This is a genomic window from Streptomyces sp. NPDC058664, from assembly GCF_042716635.1.
Taxonomy (GTDB): Bacteria; Actinomycetota; Actinomycetes; order Streptomycetales; family Streptomycetaceae; genus Streptomyces.
The window spans coordinates 146,914-169,571 of the sequence record NZ_JBHXRW010000011.1; the positions used below are offsets into that span (position 1 = coordinate 146,914).

Annotated in this window: 22 protein-coding genes; 10 read left to right on the forward strand and 12 right to left on the reverse strand. The window is 72.1% G+C overall.

The window, feature by feature from the left end; genetic code table 11:
* Position 1: 1 nt before the first annotated feature.
* A complete protein-coding gene (locus ACFWUY_RS12140; protein WP_384105981.1) occupies positions 2-1,459 on the reverse strand; it encodes an exopolysaccharide biosynthesis polyprenyl glycosylphosphotransferase in 1,458 nt (485 codons plus the stop codon).
* Entirely contained in the window at positions 1,456-2,619 is a 1,164-nt protein-coding gene (locus tag ACFWUY_RS12145; protein ID WP_384105986.1) for a glycosyltransferase, read from the reverse strand. Before ACFWUY_RS12145 ends, ACFWUY_RS12140 begins: the two co-directional genes overlap by 4 nt.
* 500 nt (positions 2,620-3,119) lie before the next feature.
* On the opposite strand from ACFWUY_RS12145, the gene ACFWUY_RS12150 reads away from it, so the two are divergent.
* The 4 genes from ACFWUY_RS12150 (at position 3,120) to ACFWUY_RS12165 (ending at position 6,862) form a co-directional block, all read left to right on the forward strand.
* Positions 3,120-3,359 carry a chaplin gene (locus ACFWUY_RS12150; RefSeq protein ID WP_384105993.1) on the forward strand — a complete coding sequence of 80 codons (240 nt, stop codon included), beginning with the start codon at positions 3,120-3,122 and terminating at the stop codon, positions 3,357-3,359.
* A 506-nt stretch (positions 3,360-3,865) separates the two neighbouring features.
* On the forward strand, positions 3,866-4,132 hold the full coding sequence (locus tag ACFWUY_RS12155) for a hypothetical protein (protein ID WP_384105999.1): 267 nt from the start codon (positions 3,866-3,868) through the stop codon (positions 4,130-4,132).
* A gap of 1,684 nt (positions 4,133-5,816) precedes the next feature.
* The gene (locus ACFWUY_RS12160) at positions 5,817-6,293 is read left to right on the forward strand and encodes a hypothetical protein (RefSeq protein ID WP_384106004.1); all 477 of its coding nucleotides are present in this window, start codon (positions 5,817-5,819) and stop codon (positions 6,291-6,293) included.
* A gap of 293 nt (positions 6,294-6,586) precedes the next feature.
* Positions 6,587-6,862 carry a chaplin gene (locus ACFWUY_RS12165; RefSeq protein ID WP_384106008.1) on the forward strand — a complete coding sequence of 92 codons (276 nt, stop codon included), beginning with the start codon at positions 6,587-6,589 and terminating at the stop codon, positions 6,860-6,862.
* Positions 6,863-6,941: 79 nt separating this feature from the next.
* Here ACFWUY_RS12165 and ACFWUY_RS12170 read toward each other — a convergent pair whose 3' ends face one another.
* Positions 6,942-7,808, reverse strand: coding sequence for a tyrosinase family protein (locus tag ACFWUY_RS12170; protein ID WP_384106014.1), 867 nt, complete (start codon positions 7,806-7,808; stop codon positions 6,942-6,944).
* Positions 7,775-8,209 carry a tyrosinase family oxidase copper chaperone gene (locus tag ACFWUY_RS12175; RefSeq protein WP_384106018.1) on the reverse strand — a complete coding sequence of 145 codons (435 nt, stop codon included), beginning with the start codon at positions 8,207-8,209 and terminating at the stop codon, positions 7,775-7,777. Before ACFWUY_RS12175 ends, ACFWUY_RS12170 begins: the two co-directional genes overlap by 34 nt.
* Before the next feature lie 172 nt (positions 8,210-8,381).
* Here ACFWUY_RS12175 and ACFWUY_RS12180 point away from each other — a divergent pair, with 172 nt between their 5' ends.
* The 3 genes from ACFWUY_RS12180 to ACFWUY_RS12190 are packed head-to-tail and all read left to right on the forward strand — an operon-like array spanning position 8,382 to position 10,561.
* Complete coding sequence (locus ACFWUY_RS12180; RefSeq protein WP_384106021.1) at positions 8,382-8,885, forward strand: DUF5949 family protein; 504 nt, start codon at positions 8,382-8,384, stop codon at positions 8,883-8,885.
* A 22-nt stretch (positions 8,886-8,907) separates the two neighbouring features.
* Complete coding sequence (locus tag ACFWUY_RS12185) at positions 8,908-9,543, forward strand: vitamin K epoxide reductase family protein (RefSeq protein ID WP_384106024.1); 636 nt, start codon at positions 8,908-8,910, stop codon at positions 9,541-9,543.
* Position 9,544: 1 nt separating this feature from the next.
* Positions 9,545-10,561 carry a glycoside hydrolase family 26 protein gene (locus ACFWUY_RS12190; protein WP_384106027.1) on the forward strand — a complete coding sequence of 339 codons (1,017 nt, stop codon included), beginning with the start codon at positions 9,545-9,547 and terminating at the stop codon, positions 10,559-10,561.
* Between the two features lie 29 nt (positions 10,562-10,590).
* Here the strand turns inward: ACFWUY_RS12190 and ACFWUY_RS12195 are convergent, their stop codons facing one another.
* The gene (locus ACFWUY_RS12195; RefSeq protein WP_384106030.1) at positions 10,591-11,274 is read right to left on the reverse strand and encodes a hemolysin III family protein; all 684 of its coding nucleotides are present in this window, start codon (positions 11,272-11,274) and stop codon (positions 10,591-10,593) included.
* Between the two features lie 196 nt (positions 11,275-11,470).
* Between ACFWUY_RS12195 and ACFWUY_RS12200 the strand changes: the two genes are divergently transcribed.
* Positions 11,471-13,294 carry a phosphoenolpyruvate carboxykinase (GTP) gene (locus ACFWUY_RS12200; RefSeq protein WP_384106033.1) on the forward strand — a complete coding sequence of 608 codons (1,824 nt, stop codon included), beginning with the start codon at positions 11,471-11,473 and terminating at the stop codon, positions 13,292-13,294.
* A 98-nt stretch (positions 13,295-13,392) separates the two neighbouring features.
* Here ACFWUY_RS12200 and ACFWUY_RS12205 read toward each other — a convergent pair whose 3' ends face one another.
* The 6 genes from ACFWUY_RS12205 to ACFWUY_RS12230 all read right to left on the reverse strand — a co-directional run bounded on the left by ACFWUY_RS12205 (position 13,393) and on the right by ACFWUY_RS12230 (position 19,825).
* Positions 13,393-14,010, reverse strand: coding sequence for a hypothetical protein (locus ACFWUY_RS12205; RefSeq protein ID WP_384106036.1), 618 nt, complete (start codon positions 14,008-14,010; stop codon positions 13,393-13,395).
* On the reverse strand, positions 13,997-15,622 hold the full coding sequence (locus tag ACFWUY_RS12210; protein ID WP_384106039.1) for a substrate-binding domain-containing protein: 1,626 nt from the start codon (positions 15,620-15,622) through the stop codon (positions 13,997-13,999). The genes ACFWUY_RS12205 and ACFWUY_RS12210 overlap by 14 nt, the downstream gene beginning before the upstream one ends.
* Positions 15,619-16,839 (reverse strand): toxic anion resistance protein, encoded by a 1,221-nt coding sequence (locus tag ACFWUY_RS12215; RefSeq protein WP_384106042.1) that lies wholly within the window; start codon positions 16,837-16,839, stop codon positions 15,619-15,621. The genes ACFWUY_RS12210 and ACFWUY_RS12215 overlap by 4 nt, the downstream gene beginning before the upstream one ends.
* Positions 16,836-17,972 carry a hypothetical protein gene (locus ACFWUY_RS12220; RefSeq protein ID WP_384106045.1) on the reverse strand — a complete coding sequence of 379 codons (1,137 nt, stop codon included), beginning with the start codon at positions 17,970-17,972 and terminating at the stop codon, positions 16,836-16,838. Before ACFWUY_RS12220 ends, ACFWUY_RS12215 begins: the two co-directional genes overlap by 4 nt.
* Positions 17,973-18,112: 140 nt before the next feature.
* A complete protein-coding gene (locus ACFWUY_RS12225) occupies positions 18,113-18,505 on the reverse strand; it encodes a hypothetical protein (RefSeq protein ID WP_384106048.1) in 393 nt (130 codons plus the stop codon).
* Positions 18,506-18,613: 108 nt separating this feature from the next.
* Complete coding sequence (locus tag ACFWUY_RS12230; RefSeq protein ID WP_384106051.1) at positions 18,614-19,825, reverse strand: pyridoxal phosphate-dependent aminotransferase; 1,212 nt, start codon at positions 19,823-19,825, stop codon at positions 18,614-18,616.
* A gap of 133 nt (positions 19,826-19,958) precedes the next feature.
* On the opposite strand from ACFWUY_RS12230, the gene ACFWUY_RS12235 reads away from it, so the two are divergent.
* Positions 19,959-20,486, forward strand: a complete 528-nt coding sequence (locus ACFWUY_RS12235; protein WP_384106054.1) for a hypothetical protein — start codon at positions 19,959-19,961, stop codon at positions 20,484-20,486.
* A 53-nt stretch (positions 20,487-20,539) separates the two neighbouring features.
* Complete coding sequence (gene mptB, locus ACFWUY_RS12240) at positions 20,540-21,970, forward strand: polyprenol phosphomannose-dependent alpha 1,6 mannosyltransferase MptB (protein ID WP_384106057.1); 1,431 nt, start codon at positions 20,540-20,542, stop codon at positions 21,968-21,970.
* 101 nt (positions 21,971-22,071) lie between these two features.
* Here mptB and ACFWUY_RS12245 read toward each other — a convergent pair whose 3' ends face one another.
* Positions 22,072-22,632, reverse strand: coding sequence for a TetR/AcrR family transcriptional regulator (locus tag ACFWUY_RS12245; protein ID WP_384106060.1), 561 nt, complete (start codon positions 22,630-22,632; stop codon positions 22,072-22,074).
* Between the last annotated feature and the right edge of the window lie 26 nt (positions 22,633-22,658).

Genomic DNA, 22,658 nt, shown 5'->3' on the forward strand with positions numbered 1-22,658 from the left:
ATCAGCTCCCCGCGGGCCGGACGAGCCCGGCCGCGGTCCGCAGCAGAATGCGGACGTCCTGCCAGAACGACCAGTGGTCGATGTAGTGGTTGTCGAACCGGCAGCGGTCCTCGATCGAGGTGTCACCGCGCAGTCCGTGCACCTGCGCCAGGCCGGTCAGCCCCACCGGCATCCGGTGGCGGTCGACGTACCCGGCGTGGACCTTGCTGAACTGAGCGACGAAATAAGGACGTTCGGGCCTCGGGCCGACCAGGCTCATGTCCCCGCGCAGGACGTTCCACAGCTGCGGCAGCTCGTCCAGCGACGTCCGCCGCAGGAAGCCGCCGACCGCGCTCATGCGGCGGTCGTTGGCGACGTTCCACCGCGTCGCCGACTCGGTCTCGTCGGCCGGGCGCAGCGTACGGAACTTCAGCAGCGTGAACAGCCGCCCGTTCTGCCCCACTCGTTCCTGGTGAAACAGCACACCGGGCCCGTCCGAGAGCCGTACCGCCACCGCGCACAGCAGCAGCACGGGCAGCGCGAGCACCAGTGCCGGACCGGCCAGGGTCACGTCGAGGACGCGCTTCGCGGTCAGACCGCGCCGCTCGGCCGGCGGTACCAGACGACGGCAGGCGTACCCCCACAGGTGCTCACCCATCTGTCCGCCGTGCCGCTGCTCGCCCACCCGCCAGGTGGTGCACCCGTAGTGCTGGAAGAGCATCACCAGATCCGGGTCGTCGGTCAGGAACACCGCGTCGAGGACGGTGTTCTGGATGACGGCGCGGTGGATCTCCTCCGTGGTGGTCAGCACCGGCGGCCCCATCTCCCCGGTCGGCTGCGGCGAGTCGTCGCCCTGCCGTGTGCCGACGATCCCGACCGGCCGGATCCCGTACTCCGGATGCTGCCCGAGGGTGGCCGCGAACCGCCGCGCGGCGGCTGCCCCTCCGACGACCAGCGCGGACCTCGGATGCGCCCGTGCCGTCCGCCGCCCGCGGGCGTGCACCGCGCCGCGGAGCAGGCACACGGTGACGAGCTGCGTGGCGTACGCGGAGCAGAGCGCGGCCGGACCGATCGCGAGAGCCGGGGCGTACACGGCGACGGCGGCGGCCGCGGCACACCACGCGACGCCGACCCGGGCGGCCAGCGCGGGCAGCTCGTCCAGGACGGAGGCGAAAGGCCCCGGCCGGTACAGTCCGGCACGGCCGTTGAGTACGAGGACGCTCCCGACGACCAGCAGGAGCAGCCGGACCTCGCGGTGCGGCTCGGCGAGCGGTCCGGCCGCGAGCAGCACGGCCAGAGAGTCGGCCGCCACCAGTGGGACGGCGGCGAACCGCGTCCGCGCGGTCCGGCGCGGCGGCAGCGCGAGCCGGTCGGCGGCGCCGCGCCGCTGCGCGAGGGAGGCGAGTCCGGGAGCGTGGCTCCGGCTCGCCGGGGGCCAGGCCCCCGGCGCGGGAGGAACGCTGGTGCTTTCCGTGGTCACGGCGAGATCGGCTCCCTGCGCTCGGTGCACCGCACTCCGGCCAGCTCGCGGTACACGTCCGCGACGGCGGCGCCGGTGCGCCGCACATCGAATCTGCTGAGTACGTGTTCGTGGGCCTGGCGGCCCAGCGACCGCCGCAGCTCCGGCCGGCCGAGAAGGCGGCCGACGGCGACGGCGAGGGCGGCCGGGTCCCCGGGCGGGACCAGGCACAGGGGTTCGTGGCCCGGCGGCAGGCTCTCGCGCGCGCCGTCCACGTCGCTGACCACGACTGGACGGCCGCTCGCCATCGCCTCCAGGGGCGCGAGTGCCATGCCCTCCCAACGGGACGGCAGGACGACGAGGTCGGCCGCCCGGTACCAAGGGGCGGTGTCGTCGACGGCGCCGGTGAATCGCACCGACGGAGGAGCCGCGGTCCGCAGTCGCTCGCCGTCCGGGCCGTCACCGACCAGGAAGAGACGGGCCGTAGGGGCCTGGGCGAGGATGGCGGGCCAGGCGGCGAGCAGGGTGTCCTGCCCCTTCTGCCGGCAGAGCCGGCCCACGCAGACGACGACGGGTCCGTCACCGGATCGGCTGGGCGCGGTGGCGCGGGCGACGGCGTCGGCGGAGGTGTCCGCGAACCTGGCCACGTCCACGCCGTTGTGGATGACGGACCAGGAGGCGCGTACGCCGGCCTCCTCGCCGGTGCGGCGCTCGGCCTCGCTCACGCAGACGATGCGCCGGGTCCAGCGGGCCGCCCGGCGTTCCCAGCGCCGGGCCAGCGCGGCGACCGTGCCTTCGACCGCTTCGAAGGACCAGGCGTGCGGCTGGTACACCGTCGGCAGAGCGCCGCGCAGAGCCAGCCGGGCGCACAGTCCCGCCTTGGCGCTGTGGGCGTGGACCAGGTCCGGGCGGGCGGTGCGGATCAGCCGGGCGAGGCCGAGCGTCTCGCGGACCAACCGGGGACCGGGGTCGCGTCCGGCCCGCCACGCGTACACGTCGGCACCCTCGACGCGGACGGCCGCGGCGAGCGGCGTGCCGGGCGGACAGGCGACGGTGACCCGCATCCCGGCGCGCAGCTGGTCGCGGACCAGGTCCGCGACGACACGGGCGACGCCCCCGTCCCCGGGCTGGACCGCGTGCAGGACGGAGAGGGAGCGGTCCGGTTCTCGTGGAGGCAGCATGTCAGCGTCCGGCGTCCGCCGGGAGGGAAAGCACCGTGCGCCGGGTGGTGCCGGACCGGACGCGCGGCACGCCGCGGCGTACAGCAAGAACCGTTGAATTCCGCATGCAGGTTCTCCGCTTTGATGAGAGAAACAAGGAAACACCCGTTGAGATCGGGTAAGAGGAGACTGTCGGCCGCGCGAAAAGAGTGGCCGCGCGGCTGGGCCGTGGGCGACGTCGGGGAACGTTATAACGCTGATTCCGGGCGATAGTAAGCATTAGATGCCCACAAAGACTAACTTTCGTATCCAGGCGTCCGGTTCCTCGTTGGGTGTGTTGCGCCATTCCTGGCTCACTCGCTCGAAAAACCCTCTGATGGCCCAAAGGCGGCTTGAAAATCACCCATTCGAGAGCGCAACCGAGTAAATGGAACCGCGTTGTTGAAGGAGCCGGGCAGATCCGGTCACACCGCCGGCCTTCCGGTCCGAGTGGTTCGCAATCGATCGAGGAGCGCTTCTCCATGTTCCGTATCGCAAAGGCTGTCGTCCTGTCCGTGGCCGTCGCCGCGTCCGTCGCGGGTGCCGCCGGTGTCGCCGTCGCCGACTCCGGCGCCGAGGGCGTGGCCGTGGCATCCCCGGGCGTCCTGTCCGGCAACGTCGTGCAGGTGCCGGTCCACGTGCCGATCAACTTCTGCGGCAACAGCATCAACATCATCGGCGCCCTCAACCCCGCCTTCGGCAACACCTGCGTCAACGCCTGACCCCGCACACGATCGCGGCCCTCCCGAGGCCGGTGCGCCGCCCCTCCGGGGTGTGCGCGCCGGCCTTCCGCCCGTCCGGACGCACCCTCGTGCGCCGCCCGGTGCAACGGCGCACGCCCCTGGGAGTAGCAGGCCGGAGGGGCGGATTCACCCGAACGAATGCGTGGCGCTCAGTAGTTCCTCCATCGCGGAGCGCTATACCCGCAGGCGCGGTGAGGGGAAAGCCGTCCGACGCGTACGGAAAAGGAACAAACGTGCGCCCCCGGGTGCTACTCCGCCTCACCGTCCCGGCCCGGCACTCCTGGGTCGGTACGGCGTTCGCCCGCCCGATCGGCAAATACGACCGGGCCCTTCATTCGGGTGCAGTGTCGTCACCCCGGAGTTTCCGGTGAGCACACCCCTCGTTACAGAAGCAGAAGGACGCGCGGGGACGCTCAACCCCACCGCGCGGCAGGCGACTTGCTTGTGAAGAAGACGCATCGACGCTTAGAGGAAGGACTCACTCCATGAAGCCCATCAAGGTCGCCGCGATCGTCGCCGGTTCCGTCATGGCCCTGGGTGCCGCCGCGCCCGCCATGGCGATGGGGCCGGCGGAGCTTCCCACCAGCCTTGACGGGGGTCTCGGCATGATCTCCAGCGAGGGCTTGGAGACGGACGCGCTGAGCAGCACCACGGACGGTTCCCCGGTCAAGGCCGTGGGCGAGGTCTCCGGGCAGCTGAACGAGACCGCCAGGAAGGCGCCGCTGCTCGGTGGCATCCCGCTGGGCGGCTGACGCTTCCTCGGTAACGGAATCCCCGCGCCCCTTTTCCTGCGCGAACGACCGCGCAGCGCGGTCTCGACCCCTCTGGAACGGACCCAGGCTCCGCCCGGTTCCGGCGGTCGCTCCCTCCGGCACACCTCACCGCTGCTCACTGCGATCGGCTGATCGAATGATTTTCCGATCTATTGCCGTGGGGGTCCGGTTCTTCGGCGTGTGCCGCTCCTTACGCTCTCGCCAATCATCCACGAAAGGTCGGCTCGTGGGTCGCTGCGGCGCATCCGCCCGGTGTCCCCGAGTCCCGATCTTCCGTGACCAGTTCGTCAGCGACTGACGCACTGGGTGCGCGGGAAGACCGGTCGGAGCGAGGGGACTACTCCCCGCCGGTCTCTCCCTTTCTCCAGAGGAAGAGCGGTATGCGATCCATCATCACCAGGAAGCTGCTCACTGCCGCAGCCGCGACGGGCGTTCTGTCGCTGACCGGAGGCTTCGCCGTAGCGGCGAACTCCACGGGGGACACACCGGGGCCCGGCGCGGGCCACCATCGTCAGGCCCCTCTCTCGATGAGCCTGTGCGGGGACTCCGTGAAGCTCGGCGACATCGCCACCAGGGCGGTCCGTGACCTCTGCGCCCAGGCCGTCGACGACCCCGACGGCTACGGGGACGGCCCGGACGACGAAACCCCCGACCACCCGGGCGAGAACCCGGCACCTCCCGGCCACCCGACGAAGCCGGGTGAGCCGACGGGGCCGGGGCATCCCACGCACCCTGGTGAGCCGACGAAGCCGGGCCACCCCACGCACCCTGGTGAGCCGACCACTCCGCCGACACCTCCGGGTGAGCCGGGTGGGCCGGGCCATCCGACGAAGCCGGGTGAGCCGACGAAGCCGGGTGAGCCGACGAAGCCCGGTGAACCGACGGGACCGGGGCACCCGACGAAGCCGGGTGAGCCGACGGGGCCGGGCCATCCGACGAAGCCGGGTGAGCCGACGGGGCCGGGTGAGCCGACGGGGCCGGGTGAGCCGACGAAGCCGGGTGAGCCGACGAAGCCCGGTGAACCGACGGGACCGGGGCACCCGACGAAGCCGGGTGAGCCGACGGGACCGGGGCACCCGACGAAGCCCGGTGAGCCGACGGGACCGGGTCATCCGACGAAGCCCGGTGAACCGACGAAGCCCGGTGAACCGACGGGACCGGGGCACCCGACGAAGCCGGGTGAGCCGACGAAGCCGGGTGAGCCGACGGGGCCGGGCCATCCGACGGGGCCGGGCCATCCGACGGGGCCGGGCCATCCGACGGGGCCGGGTGAGCCGACCCAGCCGCCGACCACCCCGGCCCATCCCAGCCCGACCGGACCGGGTAAGCCCCAGCTCCCCGACACCGGAAGTGACACCGCCGTACTGACGGGCGCCGCGGCCGTCAGCGTCGCCCTGATCCTCGGTGGAACGGTCGTCCGTCTCCGTGCCGGACGCGCCGGGCGTTCCGAACGCCTGCACTGACGACTCAGGCTGACCGCCTGTCAACCAGGGTCCTCACCGTCACCGGTGAGGACCCTCGGCGTTGCTGCACCCAGGCGAATTTTCGCGACGTTCTCACCGGAGGGCTCGTTCACAGGACACAGCTCCACCGCACCGCCGTTACTCTCCGAAGGGCACACGCAGTCATGAACCTGCGATCACAAGCCGGCATGGGAATCCTCATGACCGCTCTCGCCTCCGCGGCCATGGCCGCCCCCGCTTCCGCCGCCGAGGCCCCGGTGGTCGTCCCGCTCCAGGGCCTGGAGCCGGCCATCCCGATGGACGCGCCCACCGTGGCCACCGGTGTTCCGCTGCCCGTGCCGGGCGCCCCCACCGTCTTCCACGAGGGGAGCTCCCGGAGCCTGCCGGACATCGGCCTGCCGCGGGTCCCGGTCTCCAGCACGCTCCCGAGGACCGTCCTCGCCGCCCCGCTTCCCGAGGTCATCGAGGGGAGCCGGCTCGGCACGGCCCTGTTCACCTCCCCGGGCTCGCCCCTGAAGGCGGCCACCCCCGCGGCCGGGGTCGGCAGCCCGGTCGGCCTGCCGCGCGGCGACAGGTCCGGGCTCCCGGACCTCACGATGCCGGACGCCGGCGTCGTCACCCCCGCGGTGAACGGGGTGCTGGAACCCCAGCTGGGCCTGGCGCAGCCGACGGCCTGACGGAGGCTCCTTCGTACGGCCAATGGCCCGGCGGATGAAGACACGATTCTTCCCCGCAACCCTAAGGGTCGTTGCTCGTTACAACAGAAGGCTTGTCGCATGGCCGCGGCCCGCAGGTCCGGAGGTTCGGCCCGTCGTATCCGGCGGCGGAAGGACCATCGGTCTGCGGGCCTTCATCCTTTCATTTCGTCCCATCCGGCCTAAGGGCCGTTACTCGTGCGCCTTTTCGGCGTTGAACGGAACTGTGTGGCCGTGATTCTCGCGGTCGACTTTCCACGTCCAAGGAGTTCTTGATGTCTCGCATCGCGAAGGCTGCCGCTGTCCTCGCCGGCACGGGTGCCGTTGCCCTCAGCGGAGCCGGCATGGCCGTCGCCGACTCGGGCGCCGACGCCATCGCCGCCGCGTCCCCCGGTGTCGCCTCCGGCAACGTCGTCCAGGTCCCGGTCCACGTGCCTATCAACCTGTGCGGCAACACCGTCACTGTCATCGGTCTGCTCAACCCGACGTTCGGCAACACCTGCGCGAACATCGACGGTCACGATCACCACGACGGTGGCTACGGCGGCTGATCCCCTTCCACACGGAGCGGCCCCCGGCGCATCCGCCGGAGGGCCGCTCCCGCGTGTGCGGCGCGCCCGCTCGTGCGCCTCAGGCGTACCGGTAGACCGCGCTGTGGTCGAGCATCTGCGCCGGGGTGACGCCCCACGGGCCCATCCGCTCGTCGCGGGCCGCGATCCGGCCGTACTGCGAGTCACCCGGTGGCGGGGGTTGCGCCGGCAGGTAGCCGGCGCGCGGGTTGCGCCGCTGCCAGCGTGACCAGAGCAGGTCGACGAAGGAGTGGTGGAGCCAGAAGACCGGGTCGTTGACCGAGGCGCCGCCCAGCATCAGGCCGCCGACCCAGCGGTGCACCCGGTTGTGGATCCGGAAGCGCTCGTTGCCCCGGCCCGGGGCCCAGCCCTCCAGGCGGTTGCGGAAGCCGGAGGCGCTCGTGGAGTTCCAGGGCGCCACGTCGTACACCGTCTCGCGCATCACCTCGTCGAGGTCCGCTCCGGTGGGGAGCGTGATCGGGTCGCGGGGGCGGCCGAAGTCCCTGGTGAGGAAAGTGCCTTCGGTCATTCCGTGGGTGATGGTCCAGCGCCCGCCCGCCCGGGCGAAGGGCCCGGTCATCACCTGGAGGTCGCCGCGCCGGCCGTTGCCGCCCATGAAGTCGTCGTTCCAGAGGGAGGCGGCCGGGGTGTTGTCGCGGGTCCAGTCCCAGTACGGCACGGTGACCGTCGGGTCGACCCGGCGCAGCGCCCGCTCGAACTCCAGCAGGAACTTGCGGTGCCATGGAAGGAAACTGGGTGCCATGTGGGCCACGCGCAGGCGGCCCTCGCCGTCGGACGTGTAGTAGTCGATGTGGGTGCGGACGAAGTCGTCGTACACCCCGCTGCGCTTCAGTTCCAGGACCGCGGCGACGAATTTCTTCCGCTCGGCGCTGGTCAGATCGCGCTGGTTCTTACGTGTGTAGGCCACGCGGACTCCCTCCGGGGGTGGACGCCGTGGGCGGCGGCGAAGCGGGTCAGCGGCGCGGACCCGAGCTCGTCCACGGCCGCGCGCGTGGCCGCCAGCGGTGTCGGATGGGTCTGGTAGTGATCGATGGGGGTGAGATAGCCGCCGTCCGCGCAGCGCATCAGATGCAGCGGCCGGTCGTCGACGAGGACCTCGATCCCGTCGGCGGGCACCGGCCGTCCCTGGATGCGGCGACCCCGGTACATCTCGTCGAACGTCTCGCCGGACAGCGCGTCGGGGGCGGCTGCTCCGCCCGCCGCTCCGTTCCGGGGCGTCATGGCGATACGGGCGAGCGTGCCACCGGTGAAGGCGGCGACGGTCAGGGTGAAGAGGGACCGCAGTGCGAGGCGGCGCGTGACGGTCATGAGTGATCTCCTGGTGGTCCGGAGGCCCCGCCACAGGCGGAGGGAAATACCCTGAGGGAACAACGAGGAAAACGCTGATTTGTTGTGGTGGAAATGCCGGCCGGGTGAATGTCGGCCGATCGGGTGAACAGGGTGGGGAGTTGCGGGCATGCGACCACTAGCATCCGGACCCATGACTTCTTCGAATGTCGTTTCCGAGGCGCGCAGCGCCTCCCCGCTGGGTAGCCTCGCGACCGTCTTCTGGACCACCGGTCCCACCGAGGAAAAGCCGGCCGCCGCATACCTGATGGTGTATTCGCTCGGCAACGGCAGTGGGGGTCCCGAGGCCGGTGCGGAAGCCATGCGGGTCGCCGTGGAGGGCATGGGTCTGACCGTCGGCGGACCGGTGGTCGACGCGTCCCAGGAGTCCGGTGTCGACGCCCACCTCCTCGTCGAGGCCCAGCAGGCGGTCCTCACCCTGCCGTTCCTCAAGGTGCAGTGTTCAGTGCCGGCGGAGTGGGAGGCGGCCGCCAAGAAGCTCGGACACGCCTACCTGGTCTGCTCCGTCCGTCCCTGGCCCGAGGCCACGCCCGGCGAGCCGATCTCGGAGAAGCAGCTGCGTTCCTTCCTCACCGATGAGGATTTCATGTCGGGCGGGGCGCACGTCGTGCTGCCGGTCCGGCGACTGCAGGGCTGAACGGGCGACGGGCGGCGGCGACATGGCGACGGTGGATGTCCAGGGCGTACCGGGGCAGCGACGGCTCGTGCGGGACGACGGGACGACCGGCGCCGGCCGGGCCTTCGCCTGGCTGCTGATGATCACCGGGGCGGCCGGCGTGCTCGCCGCCTGGGTGATCACGATCGACAAGTTCAAGCTGCTCGAGGACCCCGGATTCCAGCCCGGGTGCAGCCTGAACCCGGTGGTCTCCTGCGGCAACATCATGAAGAGCGAGCAGGCGGCGGTGTTCGGCTTCCCGAACCCGATGCTCGGACTCGTCACGTACGCCGTCGTCGTCGCCCTCGGGGCGGGGCTGCTCGCCGGGGCCCGCTACCGGGCCTGGCTCTGGCTCGGCCTCGACGCCGGGATGCTCTTCGGGGTCGGCTTCTGCACCTGGCTGATGTACCAGTCGCTGTACGAGATCAACGCGCTCTGCCTGTGGTGCTGCCTGGCCTGGGTCGCCACCATCGTCATGTTCTGGTACGTCACCGCGCACAACGTCCGCCACCGGCTGATCCCCGCGCCGGCGGGGCTGCGGACCTTCCTCGGCGAGTTCACCTTCGCCCTGCCCGTCCTGCACATCGGGATCATCGGGATGCTGATCCTGACCCGGTGGTGGGAATTCTGGACGAGCTGACGTGAACCGTTTCCTCTCCTGGCCGCGGGCCGCACTCGCCGTGCTGCTCGCGGCCGTTCTCGTGCTCCTGCTCGCACCCGAGCGGATCGCGCCCGGCGAGCGGCACACCGGAAGCCGGGCCGCGCCCGAACCGGCGTCCCCGCCCGGGGTGCCCTCCGGGTTCTTCACCGGCTCCGACGAGGCGGGGGTGCGCAGGATCGCCCAGGCGGAGGCCTGGCTCGGCGGCGGGTCGCTGGCCGTCGGCCACACCTATCTGCCGGGCGACCGCTGGTCCAACATCGAGGGTCATCCGGCGCTCTTCGGGCCCTGGGCGCGCTGGAAGGAGGCGCGGCCGGGGCGCCTCTTCGTGCTCAACGTGCCGCTGCTCGACCGCAGCGAGGAGGGCCTGCCGGACGCCGAGGTGCGGGCGGGGCTGCGGAGCGGTGCCGCGGGCGCGTACGACCGGCACTTCCGGGTGCTGGGGGAGCGGCTCGTCGAGCACGGTCTCGGGGACGCGGTCCTGGTGCTCGGCTGGGAGATGAACGGCACCACGTACAGCCACCGCTGCGGCCCGGACCCGGCGGCCTGGAAGACGTACTGGCGCCGGGTGGTCGGGGTGCTGCGGGGGGTGGCGGGGGAGCGGTTCCGGTTCGACTTCACGCCGAGCCGGGGACGGGACGCCGTGGAGTGGCCGCGCTGCTACCCGGGGGACGACGTCGTCGACGTCATCGGGATGGACGCGTACGACCAGCCCGAGGGGCTCACCTTCGAGGACCAGGTGGCCGAGGAGTACGGGCTCGAACACCACGTCCGGTTCGCGGCGGCGCACGGCAAGCCGGTCTCGTACCCGGAGTGGGGGCTCTTCCGGAACGGGGACAACCCGGCGTACGTACGGGGGATGCTCGACTGGTTCGCCCGGCACCGGCCGGTGTACCAGACGGTCACCGACTACTGCCCGCACGGGGTGTGGGGGTGCGCGGACAATCCCGAGTCGGCGCGGGTGCTCAGGGACGCGCTGGGGGCGCCGGCCCGTCCGTGAGGGCGGCCGGGCCGGTTCCTTCGGGGCCGTCAGGCCTGCTGGTAGGCCACCAGGGAGATGCCCACGTAGTGGGCGATGAAGGCGGCCAGGGTCAGCGAGTGGAAGACCTCGTGGAAGCCGAAATAGCGCGGTGACGGGTTCGGGCGCTTGATGCCGTAGATGACCCCGCCCGCGCTGTAGAGCAGTCCGCCGACGATCACGAGGACGAGGACGGCGACGCCGCCGGCGCGCATGAAGTCGGGCAGGAAGAAGACGGCGGCCCAGCCCATCGCGATGTAGCAGGGCGTGTACAGCCAGCGAGGGGCGCCGACCCAGAAGACCCGGAAGGCGATGCCGGCGAGGGCCGCCGCCCAGATCGCCCACATGAGCGGCTCGGCCTTGGAGGCGGGGAGCAGCAGCAGGGTGAGCGGGGTGTAGGTGCCCGCGATGATCAGGAAGATGTTGGCGTGGTCGAGGCGCCGGAGGATCGCCTCGCCGCGCGGACCCCAGTTGCCGCGGTGGTACAGCCCGCTGGTGCCGAAGAGCAGGCAGGCGGTGACGGCGAAGATCCCGCAGGCGATGCGGGCCCGGGGGGTTTCGGCGAGGGCGACCAGGACGAGGCCGGCGACGATCACGGCGGGGAACATCCCCGCGTGCAGCCAGCCCCTGAGCCGGGGCTTTATCGGGAGCGACGTGGGGAGCTCGATCGGGGTGGCTTCCGGCGTTGCTGTCATGAGAACGAATCGTACCTACGCCTCCGTAGGCGGCGGATATGAGTGGCGATGCTCACGTGGGCGGCCCCCTGGACATATGGGCGGATCCGTCGGATGATCAAATGAGTGCGGTCGGCACCGGATGAGCAGCTACGAAGCATCCGGGTCGCGGCCCCCACGGGGCACACACCAAAAAACCCCTCTACAAGGAGCAATCGTGGCGCGCGACAACGCGGCTCCCCAGACCCTTCCGACCCAGCACCAGGAGCTCGTCTCCTGGGTGAGCGAGATCGCCGAGATCACCCAGCCGGACAACATCGTCTGGTGCGACGGCTCCGAGGCCGAGTACGAGCGCCTGTGCGAGGAGCTCGTCGCCAAGGGGACCTTCACGAAGCTCGACCCGGTGAAGCGCCCGAACTCGTACTACGCCGCCTCCGACCCGACCGACGTCGCGCGCGTCGAGGACCGGACCTTCATCTGCTCCGAGAAGGAGGAGGACGCGGGCCCGACCAACCACTGGAAGGCCCCGGCCGAGATGAAGGAGCTCTTCGCGGGCTCCGAGGGCATCTTCCGCGGCTCGATGCGCGGCCGCACCATGTACGTCGTGCCCTTCTGCATGGGCCCGGTCGGCTCCCCGCTCTCCGCCATCGGCGTCGAGATCACCGACTCCGCGTACGTCGCCGTCTCCATGCGCACCATGACCCGCATGGGACAGGCCGTCCTCGACGAGCTCGGCACCGACGGCTTCTTCGTCAAGGCCGTCCACACCCTCGGCGCCCCCCTGGAGGAGGGCCAGGAGGACGTGCCGTGGCCGTGCAACTCCACCAAGTACATCTCGCACTTCCCCGAGACCCGCGAGATCTGGTCGTACGGCTCGGGCTACGGCGGCAACGCCCTGCTCGGCAAGAAGTGCTACGCGCTCCGCATCGCCTCCGTCATGGCCCGTGACGAGGGCTGGCTCGCCGAGCACATGCTGATCCTCAAGCTGACCCCGCCGCAGGGCGAGGCGAAGTACGTCGCCGCCGCGTTCCCCTCGGCCTGCGGCAAGACGAACCTGGCCATGCTGGAGCCCACGATCTCCGGCTGGACCGTCGAGACCATCGGCGACGACATCGCCTGGATGCGCTTCGGCGAGGACGGTCGTCTGTACGCGATCAACCCCGAGGCCGGCTTCTTCGGCGTCGCGCCCGGCACCGGCGAGCACACCAACGCCAACGCCATGAAGACCCTCTGGGGCAACTCCGTCTTCACCAACGTCGCGCTCACCGACGACGGCGACGTGTGGTGGGAGGGCATGACCGAGGAGGCCCCGGCCCACCTCACGGACTGGAAGGGCAACGACTGGACGCCCGCGTCCGAGACGCCCGCCGCCCACCCGAACGCCCGCTTCACCGTCCCGGCCGGCCAGTGCCCGACGATCGCCCCGGAGTGGGAGGACACCAAGGGCGTCCCGATCTCCGCGATCCTCTTCGGCGGCCGCCGCGCCTCCGCCGTCCCGCTGGTCACCGAGTCCTTCGACTGGAACCACGGCGTCTTCCTCGGCGCGAACGTCGCCTCCGAGAAGACCGCCGCCGCCGAGGGCAAGGTCGGCGAGCTGCGCCGCGACCCCTTCGCCATGCTGCCGTTCTGCGGCTACAACATGGGCGACTACATGGCCCACTGGGTCAAGGTCGGCGCCTCCGCGGACGCCACGAAGCTCCCGAAGATCTACTACGTGAACTGGTTCCGCAAGAACGACGCCGGCAAGTTCGTCTGGCCCGGCTTCGGCGAGAACAGCCGCGTCCTGAAGTGGATCGTCGAGCGCCTGGAGGGCAAGGCCGAGGGCGTCGAGACCCCGATCGGCATCCTGCCGACCCCGGAGTCCTTCGACACCGACGGCCTGGACCTGCCGGCCGAGGACCTGGAGTTCCTCCTCAAGGTCGACCGTGACGTGTGGCGCGAGGAGGCCGCCCTCGTCCCCGACCACCTGAACACCTTCGGCGACCACACGCCGAAGGAGCTGTGGGACGAGTACCACGCGCTGGTCCAGCGCCTGGGCTGATCCCGCACCGCAGACTCGTGGTGGGTTGCCCCGAGATACCGCCCTGACCAGTGGGGTCACGACGGCCCACCACGACGCAACCGGCCCCCGGAGCCCCCTCAGGCCCCGGGGGCCGGCGCATGTCCGCCGTCGCCGCGCCCCTCCACGTACCGCGTGAGGATCTCCTGGCGGATCGCCTCCGCCTCCCGGAGCGTGGCGGCGATCGCCGTCGCCTCCTCGTGGAGCGCGGCGAGCTGCCGTTCCAGGTGGGTCTCCGGCGGCTCGGCGCCCGGTGCGAACCGCGACCACCACCGCGTCCGTACGAAGGTGTCGACGGCCTCGGGGATGTCCTGGCGGACCGCACGGGCCAGCACGTGCAGGTGCTCCGGGTCGCTCACGGAGCCCGGTTCGAGCAGGGCCCCCACGAGGGTGCCGAGTGCGGTGAGCCGCTCGCGCGCGGCGGGCGGCAGCTCCACCTCGGTCAGATACGCGCGCAGGGTCGTGAAGTCGCCGCGCAGCGCCACGAGTTGCTCGTCCGCGTCAGGGAAGTGCGGGGTGTCGGGCCGCTCGGGCGGGGCGATCAGCGCCCCCGCCCCGTACAGGCCCGCGATCACCAGGGGCCAGAGGGCGCCCGCGGCGCCGGTGAGGGCGATGCCCACACCGGCCAGGCCGCAGACGCTGCCGAGGAGGTTCTTGCGGGACTCGGCGTACCGGAGCAGCGGATTACTGGTAGCCACGGATCTCCTCGAAGGCGCCGTCGAGCGACCCCTTGGTGGCGTCGAAGAGCTGCCCGCCGGTCAGGCTCGCGATGTGGTCGAGCTCGCCCCGGTCGGAGTCCCCGAAGAGGATCGGGAAGACCGGGGTCCGCCGCTGCTCGGCGGGCAGCGAGCGGTAGAAGGAGTCGAAGGCGGTGGCCGGGTCGCCGTCGGTGTTCTGCCCGTCCGTCATGAGCACGATCGAGGTGAACGTGTCGCCGGGCGCCTTGCCGAGGAAGCGGTACGCCTCCTGGACGCTGGAGTAGATCGCGGTGCCGCCCGAGGCCGTGAGCTTCGCCGCGTCGGACTTGATCGCGTCGAGTGCCTTCCGCGGTGAGGCCGGGTCGACCCTGTGGGTACGGACCTCGTCCTCCTTCACCGCGGAGCCGAACGGCATCAGGGTGACCTCCTCCCGGTCCCGGAAGTCACCGGTCAGCTCCACGAGGGCGGCCTTGAGCCGTTCGAGCCGCTCGCCGCTCATGGAACCCGAGGTGTCGAGCACGTAGACCGTGCGGGAGGGCCTGCGCAGGGTGTTGTCGTACGCGTCGAGCAGCCCGTCCGCCACCGCCCGGCTGCCGGGGAACGGCAGCTCGCGCCGCAGGTCACGGGCGAGCGCGGGCGCCGGGCGGACACCGGGTACCACCGGGCGGCGGAGCGTCGCCGTGGTGATCCGGTCCTGGACCTCGGGGGAGCGGAGGTGGTCGGTGAGCCGGCGCGCCGCGTCCTTCGCCTCGGGACGGGCGGAGGTGAGCACGCTGAGCGGGTAGTCGGCGGTGACGACGCCGTCGGTCGGCCGGATCACGGTCAGGTCGCCGACCGGGAACGAGGACAGCAGCACCGACTCGTAGTTGACGAGCGCGTCGACGTCGCCGCGACGGCCGTAGGCGGTGGCCAGCCAGCCGGAGGAGCCCGAGGTCAGCTTCTGCCCGGTGAAGAACTCCTTGAGCTTCGGCGTGGCCCGGCGCACGTCCGCCCCGGTGAGCGCGGCCTGCGCTCCGGAGAGCCCGGAGGCCACCGAGACGAGCGCGGAGAAGCCGGAGTTGGAGCGCATCGGGTCCGTCATGCCGTAGCTGAGCTTCCCGTCGGCGACGGCCCGGTGGAGCTGCGACCAGGTGACCTTCGCCGGGTCCCAGCCGAGCCGGGTGACGGTGGCGGGCCGCACCCCGAGCGCGACCGGCGAGGTCATGATCGGCGTCTCGCTGGTGATCCGGCGCGCGGCGGCCGGGTCGAGCCGGAGGTAGTCGTTGGAGGAGAGCCAGACCGCGTCGTACTCCTTGTCGGCCTTCCCCGAGGCGATCCGCTCGACGGCGTCGAGGGTGCCGACGTACGTGGGACGGACCCGGACGCCGGTCGCCCGCCCGGCCGTGTCGAGGACGGGCTCCATGTCGGCGAGCTCGGAGGAGGCGAGGACGCGGAGCGTGCCGGGGACGAACTCCGTGCCGTTCCGGTCGGCGCCGTCACGGTCGGGGCCGGTGCGGTCGGTGTCGCAGGAGCTTCCGGTGGCCGTCACGAGCAGGGCGAGGGCGAGCCCGGTGAACGTACGCCTGAGGAGGCGGGCGCGGGGGCGGGACCGGGAGCCGTGGGAGGTCGTCATGCGGAGGTGCCACCCTCCAGGGCGCCCGTGCGGCGGCTGCGCTCCAAGTGGGCCGTCGCCTGGTGGAGTTCGGCGGAAAGGGACTCGACGGTCGCCGCCATGGACTCCGTCGCCCGCGCCTTGTACGTGTCGATGGCGTCCAGGGTCCGGTAGATCTGCTGGAAGGCGGTACGGAGCGTCTCCGCGCCCACCGCCGGGTCCGCCGCGATCCGCTGGATCTCACCGGCCTGCGACGACAGCATCTCGGCGTTGCCGCTGATCAGGTCCTCGGTCGTCGAGCGCAGCGCGTTCACCTGCTCGGTGACCTTCCGCTGGTGTTCGAGCGCGGAGGCGAGCATCACCGCGATCCGCAGCGCCGACACGGTCGTCGTCGCCGCCCGCTCCACGCCCTTGATCAGCTCGACGTTGTTCCGGCGGACCACGTCCATCGCCAGGTACCCCTGCGCGCAGACGGCCAGCTGCGTCAGCAGGTCCTGGTGCTTCTGCCGCACCGGGAAGAGGAGGTCGGCGCGGAGTGCGTCCGCCCGCTCCGGATCGGGCGCGAGCGCGACGCGCCGCTCCACGGCCGCGTCGAGGGCTTCGGTGAGCACCGCGTACTCCTGGAGCTTGCCCATGGTCTCCCACAGTCGGCCCCGCTCGACCTCCAACGCGGCGTTGTCCCGCTGGAGTTCGTTCTGGCCGTCGCGCAGGGACTGGACGATCCGGTTCAGAGTGGTCTGCGAGGAGGCGTACTTGGCGACGTGGTCGCGGAACTTGTTGCCGCCGGGGAGCTTCGACAGGAGTCCCTTGAAGCCCTTGGCGGGAGTGTCCTGGGGGGCCAGGTCCTCGACGGTGCGCCGGAGTTCGACGAGGGAGGTGCCGACCCGGGACTCGGCGCCGCCGCCGGAGGCGCCGGAGCCGAGCGAGCGGACCGTGCGGTCGAGCATGCGGTTCGACTGCTGCGCCGCCGCGCGCATCTCGCCCGCGCCGAGCGCCGCGATCTCGCCGACGCGGCCGGCGAACTCGGGGGAGCGAGGGTCGAGTCCCTCGATCGAGCCGACGTACTCGGCGGCCCGCCGCGCCATCTCCGTACGGGTGGCCTCGTCCAGCGGCACCAGGCCGGAGGCCTGCGCGGCACGGACCACGGGGACGGGCTCCGGCGGCGTGAGGACCAGCGGGGCGTCGTGCTCGGGCGGTGTCAGGGCCATCGTCCTTCTCGGATCCTCGGGCGTGGTCATGCGGTGTCCCCCTGGTCACGGGCGCGCAGGGCCATGTCGCGCAGCACCTTGCCGGTGGGCACGGGCGCCTGGCGGACCCCGGTCAGCGTCTGGTTGAGGTACTCGGTGTGGCCGTCGGTCGCGGCGGTGAACTCGCTCGCCGCGCCCTGCGGCCGGAAGCCGTGGCGGACCGCGAGCTTGCGCAACTCGGAGTCGTCGGAGAGGAGTTCGCCGAGCTCCCGGCCGTTCGCGGTGATCGGTACGAGGGTGTGGTCGCTGTTGACCGTGGTGTCCGGGTAGAGGACGACGAGGTCTCCCATCGGCCGGCCGGCCAGGAGCTGGGTGGCGACCTGTGACTCGTACACGAGGACCAGCGGATTGCCGACGCCGCTGATGAAGTCCCGGAAGGGGGCGTCCGAGCCGGACTGCTGGGCGCCCTGCACCTGGACGAGCTTGCGGAGCAGCGGGGCCGTGCGGCTGACGGCGGCCTTGTCGCCGGCGACCCGCCCGCCGTCGGCGACGTAGCTCGCGGCGGCGAGGTAGAGGGCGCCGGAGTTGGAGGCGACCGGGTCGGTGGAGGTGATGAAGAGGGTGCCGCTCAGTTCGGCGTGCCCGGCGGAGCCCTTGAGCTGCTGCCACGTCCGGTCGGCGCGGGCCGCCGCGAGGTAGGCGTCCATCCTCAGGGTGCCGCTGGTGCCGCGCGGGCCGAGGGTCGCCAGGCCGTTCCCGGCGAGGACCCGGGCGGCGGCGCTGTGCGCGACGACCACGAGCGGCGAGTAGAACGGCCGCAGCGGGGCGGTCGTCGCCTTGTCCCCGGCCTGCTTCTGGGCCTTCGCGCGGAGCGCGTCGGCCGGACCCTTGGCGGAGGGGAAGGCGAAGTCGTATCCGTCGAGAGGCAGTTCCTCCATGTCCCAGGACCCGGAGGTCTCGGATTCCACGGTGAAGCCCTTCGCGGCCAGGGCCTTCACCACCTGCGGGTCGGCGAAGAACTCCGCCTTCTCCGACCCGATGACTCCTCGCACGGTCTTCGTTGCCGTGCCCGTGTCCTTGTCGCCGCCCGTCACGAGGACGGCGGCCACACCGCCCAGGAGCAGGACGGCCAGGATGATTCCCAGGATGCGTCTCACGCGGGCAGCGTGCTCGCGGAAACCCACATTCCAGGGGGAGTTGGGTGTACGGGGAGTGAAGGAGCGATCCCGGTACCGAACCGGAGCGGAACGTACCGTGTCCGCCGCGGGCGGCCCTTTTGGGTGGCGCCCGGTCCGCGCGGTTCGTGCCGCGCGGACCGGGGCCGTCAGGGGGCGCCGACCAGGGTCTCCCCGGCCAGTGCCGCGGTGTGCGCGTCCATGCGCTCGGCGGCGAGGATCGCGGCGGCCGTGTCGGCCCGTGAGGCGGCGACGACCAGTGCGCGGCCCGCGAGGGCGTGCGCCTTGCGGTGCAGGTCCCGGGCGGGCGAGCCGCTCAGGCCCGCGTGCCGCGCGGGCGGTGCGCCGCGCAACCGCGCCACCTGCCGGGCGATCAGCTCGCCGGCCTCGGTGTCGCCGAGCTCGTCCGTGACGGCGAGGAGGGCGGAGAGGTGCCCGGCGAGCTGGATGTCCAGCTCCTCCTCGCGGGAGCGGTGCGGGTACGCGTCGTGGGCGTCGTCGGCCATCCGGTGGACCGACTTGGTGCGGATCGGTTCGTACATGGGACGGCCTCCTAGTGCTCTGGAGCCATCCTAGCTTAGATCCTGTCTAAAGTTGATTCGGGTCCGGAGGGGTGCCCGGACGGGCCCGGGGCCTCGCGGTCGGTCGCCTCAGGGCTGGCTGTAACCGTCCAGGAAGCGGCCGATCCGCGTCACCGCGTCCGCCAGGTCCGCCGCCGCCGGCAGCGTCACGATCCGGAAGTGGTCCGGCTCGTGCCAGTTGAAGCCCGTCCCGTGCACGACCATGATCTTCTCCGCCCGCAGCAGGTCCAGGACCATCTGCCGGTCGTCCTTGATCTTGTAGACGCTCGGGTCGAGACGCGGGAACAGGTACAGCGCGCCCTTCGGCTTCACGCACGTCACGCCCGGGATCTGCGTGAGCAGCTCGTACGCCGTGTCCCGCTGCTCCAGGAGCCGCCCGCCCGGCAGCACCAGATCCTCGATCGACTGCCGGCCCTGGAGCGCGGCGGCCACCGCGTGCTGCGCCGGCATGTTCGCGCAGAGGCGCATGTTGGCGAGGATCGTCAGACCCTCTATGTACGAGGACGCGTGGTGCTTCGGTCCGCAGACCGCGAGCCAGCCGGAGCGGAAACCGGCCACCCGGTAGTTCTTGCTCATCCCGTTGAAGGTGAGGCAGAGGAGGTCGGGGGCGACGGCGGCCGTCGGGGTGTGGGTGGTGCCGTCGTAGAGGATCTTGTCGTAGATCTCGTCCGAACAGACCACCAGGTTGTGCCGCCGGGCGATCTCCGTCAGCGAGCGGAGCATCTCGTCGTCGTAGACCGCGCCCGTCGGATTGTTCGGGTTGATGATCACGATCGCCTTGGTGCGGTCCGTGATCTTCCGCTCGATGTCGGCCAGGTCCGGCATCCAGTCCGCCTGCTCGTCACAGCGGTAGTGCACGGCCGTACCGCCCGCGAGGGACACCGAAGCGGTCCACAGCGGGTAGTCGGGGGCCGGGACGAGGACCTCGTCGCCGTCGTCGAGCAGCGCCTGCATCGACATCTGGATGAGCTCCGAGACGCCGTTGCCGAGGTAGATGTCCTCGACGGAGAGCGGGATGCCCTTGGTCTCGTAGTGGCTCATCACCGCGCGGCGGGCCGAGAGCAGCCCCTTCGCGTCGCCGTAGCCGTGCGCCTCGGAGAGGTTCCGCAGCACGTCCTCGAGGATGGCGGGCGGGCACTCGAAGCCGAAGGCGGCCGGGTTGCCCGTGTTGAGCTTGAGGATGCGATGACCCGCGGCTTCGAGCCGCATCGCCTCTTCGAGCACCGGACCCCGGATTTCGTAACAGACGTTGGCGAGCTTCGTGGACTGGATCACCTGCATGACGAGAGCTTACGGCCGGGGCGGTCGGGACGCCTCGTGTTTTGGGACACGTCGGACACGTCGGCGCCCGTCGCGCGGCCCCGGTGTGACCCGTGTCGCACGGGGGGTGTCGTGCTCCCTACAATCCGGGCCCATGAGCCACCACGTCTCCGGAGCCGCCGCGCCACGGCCCGGCCGCCGCCGTCACGCCCCCGCACGCCGGGGCCCGGGCGCGGTCTGGCTGCTCGCCGCCGGCGGCGCCGTGGCCCTCGGGATCGGCGCCGCGCTGTTCGCGGGAGGCGCCGGTCAGGGCGGCGGGACGGGGGCCCCGGACGGAGGCGCCCCCGAGGGGCCGCCCGCGCTGATCCAGGCGGATCCGACGGACGGATCGGACGGCTCCGGCGACTCAGGCGGATCGGACGGCTCCGGCGGGACGCCGGGCGCCTCCGGCTCCCCGGGTTCCACGGGCGCCGACGGGGGCGAGCCGGGCGGGGACGGCGGTACGGACCCCTCCGCCTCCTCGAAGGCCTCGGATCCGGGCCCGACGACTGCTCCGTCCGGGGACGGAGCGGCGACGGCCGACTCCGCGGCCGGACCGAAGGACGACCCCTCCGCCTCCGCCGACGAGGGACAGCAGGACAAACCCGGACGGGGCCGGGGACAGACCAAGCGACCCAGGTAGCGGGCGAGGGGTCCGGCGGCCCACCGGGGCGGGCCGGGATAGGTTGGCCCGTCATGTGGGCTTTCAGTGCCTCCGGATGCCGGTGGCTGGGTACGGGCGGTGCCCTCGGCGTCGCCGTGGGCGGATGGGCCGCCGGGTCGCTGCCCGTGCGCGGCGGCTGGGGGCTGTGGGAGCCGCGCGGCTCCGCGCTCACCGTCGCCGGCGCCGTCCTCGCGTACCTCGGCCTGACCCTGCTCGTCGCCGCCTGGTGGCGGTACGGCGTCCTCCTCGCCCGGGGCCTGAGGGACGGCGTCCTCGCCACCCTCGCCTGCTGGACCGCTCCGCTGCTCCTCGCCCCGCCCCTGCACAGCGCCGACGTGTACAGCTACATCGCACAGGGCGCGATGGTCCTCGAAGGACACGACGTGTACGGCGGCGGGCCCTCCGTCCTCGGCCCCGACGAGCTCGGGGCGGACGCCGCCGCGAGCGTCGGCGGGAACTGGACGGACACCCCCGCCCCGTACGGACCCGTCTTCCTGCTCCTCGCCGCGGCCGTCGTGAAGGTGACCGGCGGGGCGATCGTGCCCGCCGTCCTCGGGACGCGGCTGATCGCCCTGGCCGCGCTCGCCCTCATCGTCTGGGCCGTACGCGGACTCGGCGGCGGCCCCGGCGGCCGGTCCGGCGCGCTCTGGCTGGCCGCCCTCAACCCGCTCCTCCTGATCCACGTCGTCGGCGGTGCGCACAACGACGGCCTGATGATCGGGCTCCTGCTCGGCGGCGTCCTGCTCGCCACGCGCGGGCGGTGGGTGCTCGGCTGCGTCCTGGTCGGCCTGGCGGTGATGATCAAGTCGCCGGCCGCGGTCGCGCTGCTGTTCATCGGCGTGATGGTCGCGCGCCGGGACGGGGGCGTACGGGGTCCGGTCAAGGGCCTCGTCCTGCCGGGGGCCGTCGCGGGTGCCGTGGCCGCCGCCGCGAGCCTGGCGGCGGGGACCGGCTTCGGCTGGCTCGGGACCCAGAGCGTCGCCGGGGCCATCCACACCCCCCTCTCCCTCACCAGCGACCTCGGACTCGCCCTCGGCACGCTCCTCGCGGACGACCCCGACCCCGTCAAGGGCGCCGTGCAGAAGCTGGGCCTGCTCGCCGCCGCCGCGATCATCGCGGTGCTCGCGTGGCGGGCCTGGCGGGGACGGATCGACCCGGTCCTCGGGCTCGGCCTCTCGCTGGTGGCGCTCGTCGCCCTGTCGCCGATGGTGCAGCCCTGGTACCTGCTGTGGGGGACGGCCGTCGTCGCGGCGGTCGCCTGGCGCGGACGGGCGGGGCAGGTGCTCGCCGTCCTCTCGGCCGCCCTCGTGTACGAGACGGCGCCCTCGGGGCACACGCCCTGGTACGGCTTCGTGCTCGCGGGCGGTGTGCTCGCGCTCGGCCTGGTGTGGCTCCGGCGCGACCCGTGGCCCACGGCCGTGCCCGCCGGGGGGCACCCGCGACCGGTGAGGGCCCGGTCCTGAGGGCCCTCGGTCGGTCGTGGCCGGTGAGTGTCCGGTTCTGACGGCCTCCGGCTGGTCGTGGTCGGTGGGCGTCCGGTCCTCGTGGCCTCCGCCGCCCCCGGTCAGTCGGTTGCCGTCAACGCCGCGTGCGCGGTGGTGAGGATCTCCTCGGAGAGCGGGGAGCCCTTGGTGGCCCGGGCCAGGACGAGCGCGCCGACCATGGTGCACAGCCGGGTGATGCCGTCCTGGTCCTCGGTGGTGAGCCACTCGGCGAAGTCGCCCACTCCCTCGGCGTAGACGCGGCGGGCCTCGGGGTCCCCGGGGGCGCGCGCCATGTCGCCGGCGAGTGCGGCGGCGGGGCACCCGTCCGCCGCGCCGTCCCGGTGCCCGACGGAGAGATAGGTGTCGATCAGCGCCCGCTGGGCGGCGTCGCGCCGTCCGGCGTGCTGTGCGAGTCCCTCGTCGCGGAGCCGGGTGAGCTCGGTGAACGCGTGGGTCGTGGCCTCGTCGACGAGTGCCTCCTTGGAGGCGAACTGCTTGTAGAAGCCGCCGTGGGTGAGGCCGGACGCCTTCATGAGGTCGGCGACGCTGACGTGGGTGCCCTGCTCCCGGAAGAGCCGGGACGCGGTTTCCACGACCCGTCGGCGGTTCTCCTCGGCTTGCGCCTGCGATACGCGGCCCATGAGCCACCTCCCAGTTGGATGACGGT

Bases quoted from the DNA above. Each gene is read 5' to 3' on its own strand.
- ACFWUY_RS12145 (WP_384105986.1), bottom strand. From the start codon at position 2,619: ATGCTGCCTCCACGAGAACCGGACCGCTCCCTCTCCGTCCTGCACGCG.
- ACFWUY_RS12150 (WP_384105993.1), top strand. From the start codon at position 3,120: ATGTTCCGTATCGCAAAGGCTGTCGTCCTGTCCGTGGCCGTCGCCGCG.
- ACFWUY_RS12155 (WP_384105999.1), top strand. From the start codon at position 3,866: ATGAAGCCCATCAAGGTCGCCGCGATCGTCGCCGGTTCCGTCATGGCC.
- ACFWUY_RS12160 (WP_384106004.1), top strand. From the start codon at position 5,817: ATGACCGCTCTCGCCTCCGCGGCCATGGCCGCCCCCGCTTCCGCCGCC.
- ACFWUY_RS12165 (WP_384106008.1), top strand. From the start codon at position 6,587: ATGTCTCGCATCGCGAAGGCTGCCGCTGTCCTCGCCGGCACGGGTGCC.
- ACFWUY_RS12175 (WP_384106018.1), bottom strand. From the start codon at position 8,209: ATGACCGTCACGCGCCGCCTCGCACTGCGGTCCCTCTTCACCCTGACC.
- ACFWUY_RS12180 (WP_384106021.1), top strand. From the start codon at position 8,382: ATGACTTCTTCGAATGTCGTTTCCGAGGCGCGCAGCGCCTCCCCGCTG.
- ACFWUY_RS12185 (WP_384106024.1), top strand. From the start codon at position 8,908: ATGGCGACGGTGGATGTCCAGGGCGTACCGGGGCAGCGACGGCTCGTG.
- ACFWUY_RS12195 (WP_384106030.1), bottom strand. From the start codon at position 11,274: ATGACAGCAACGCCGGAAGCCACCCCGATCGAGCTCCCCACGTCGCTC.
- ACFWUY_RS12210 (WP_384106039.1), bottom strand. From the start codon at position 15,622: ATGACGACCTCCCACGGCTCCCGGTCCCGCCCCCGCGCCCGCCTCCTC.
- ACFWUY_RS12215 (WP_384106042.1), bottom strand. From the start codon at position 16,839: ATGACCACGCCCGAGGATCCGAGAAGGACGATGGCCCTGACACCGCCC.
- ACFWUY_RS12225 (WP_384106048.1), bottom strand. From the start codon at position 18,505: ATGTACGAACCGATCCGCACCAAGTCGGTCCACCGGATGGCCGACGAC.
- ACFWUY_RS12230 (WP_384106051.1), bottom strand. From the start codon at position 19,825: ATGCAGGTGATCCAGTCCACGAAGCTCGCCAACGTCTGTTACGAAATC.
- ACFWUY_RS12235 (WP_384106054.1), top strand. From the start codon at position 19,959: ATGAGCCACCACGTCTCCGGAGCCGCCGCGCCACGGCCCGGCCGCCGC.
- mptB (WP_384106057.1), top strand. From the start codon at position 20,540: ATGTGGGCTTTCAGTGCCTCCGGATGCCGGTGGCTGGGTACGGGCGGT.
- ACFWUY_RS12245 (WP_384106060.1), bottom strand. From the start codon at position 22,632: ATGGGCCGCGTATCGCAGGCGCAAGCCGAGGAGAACCGCCGACGGGTC.